Here is a 1,612-nt window from a genome sequence, read left to right on the forward strand (position 1 = left end):
AAGTGAAATAAAAAAATCTAAAAATCCTTCTTCCAGCTTCATTCCTATATCCATTTAAATGAAGCTAGCCTCTCATTATTTACCGATTTAAGCTAGATTTTTTTCATGAGGTGGCCCTGGTGAATAGGTGCCCCAGTTGTATCAAACCGCTTTAATGCCTCTGCTGTTGCAAGACCTCCTACTTTATTGACTGCGGATTGAATGGCCTCCTCCATATTCAGCATGGAACCATCAAGTTTAACCCGTACTTGCAACACTAATTCATCACCATTTACAGAAATCACTTCAGCCATATCAATTACTACAAATCCGTTTTAAAATGGCGATGATATAACACCTGGTTTAGCAGTCAAGTTAGAGTGCTCGTTATTGGTTATTCCATGTAATAGAAATAGATAAGTGAATTCTTGGATTAAGCAAGGATAGAAAGTATGAAACGCTGGGATCTGACTTCAATGCTGGATATAGGCCGGAAACTGTTTGCCAAGATCCATAAACAAAAACATCAAGCCCACCATAACCATGACATTCATTTTTTAGCGCGAGAATTGGATGATTGGTTAGTTGAAGGAGTTCATGCCCTTATCGATGGTAGTTATACACCACGATTTCTTAAGCGTTGTTATTTTCCAGACGAAATGATTGACCAACTCTATCTTTCCGACCGTATTCTGCAACACGTTTTGCTCCATCAGTTAAAGCCCACATTTCCTTTTGTCATGAACCCTAATTGTTATCACCTTCATGGTCCGAGTGGGGTAAAGTATGCAACGGAGCAAGTGAAAAAAGTTCTGGAAGAGAAGAGGCCAAAGTACCTTATTCGCGCGGATATTAAATCGTATTACAAATCCATATCACATCATCAATTAGTCAAGGATGTTCAGTCGCATTACCATGATCCTAAACTGAATTTGATGTTGGAGCGCATTATAGTCAATCCAATTGAAACACCAAGAGGTTATAAGAATCCAGATACAGGCATTGCGTTACGCGGCCCTTTATCCCAATTTTTTAGTGCACTTTACCTCAAGCCGTTAGATGACGCATTCAATGAAATGGATGTGGCTTACTTTCGGTATCAGGATGACATTCTTATCCTGTGCCAAACCAAGCGTAGTCTCAAGCGTTGTAAACAGCGTCTCATGCAGGTATTACAGGAAAGGCGCCTGCGCTTGTCCGGTAAAAAAACGCGTATTGGATCCATCGATAGGGGCTTTCATTTTTTAGGCATCCAATATCCAAAGACGCAACCTTTGGATAACACCACAATGACACAGGCTGTTGTCAATGTTTCTAACACGGATCAAGTTGAGCAAAACCAATCCAAACTGGGGGGGGGTAGAGACAATTTGGCAACCCGAAAAGCAGCCTCTTTTGCAAACACACATTGTTCCTCATGCAAGAACATTGCGCAAAGCGCGCGAGCAAGTTAAATGGATGGTCAAAGATGGGGTTTCTCCCCGGCGCATCATCAGTTACTTGCATCGATGGTGTATGTGGTGGGTGAGAACAGCAGCACACTGGTTATACCAGGACTTGCTTTTATGGTTTTTGGACTCATGCTGGGATGAGCATGTGGCGGCGTATGCCGCCAGGCTTCTTCATCGACATG

At 42.1% G+C, this 1,612-nt stretch carries 1 protein-coding gene and 1 pseudogene; one reads left to right on the top strand and one right to left on the bottom strand.

Annotated elements, in window-relative coordinates:
- Positions 1 to 107: 107 nt before the first annotated feature.
- A pseudogene (locus ELY15_RS15670) lies at positions 108 to 293 on the bottom strand (ISKra4 family transposase); the annotation flags it as partial.
- Positions 294 to 431: 138 nt separating this feature from the next.
- Between ELY15_RS15670 and ELY15_RS15675 the strand changes: the two are divergent.
- Positions 432 to 1,433, top strand: coding sequence for a reverse transcriptase domain-containing protein (locus tag ELY15_RS15675; RefSeq protein WP_233586868.1), 1,002 nt, complete (start codon positions 432 to 434; stop codon positions 1,431 to 1,433).
- Positions 1,434 to 1,612: the final 179 nt, after the last annotated feature.

This window comes from Legionella sp. km772, from assembly GCF_003989735.1.
In the GTDB taxonomy this organism is placed as follows: domain Bacteria; phylum Pseudomonadota; class Gammaproteobacteria; order Legionellales; family Legionellaceae; genus Legionella.

Excerpts from the sequence above, each read along its gene's own strand:
- ELY15_RS15675 (WP_233586868.1), top strand. The coding sequence starts at position 432 with ATGAAACGCTGGGATCTGACTTCAATGCTGGATATAGGCCGGAAACTG.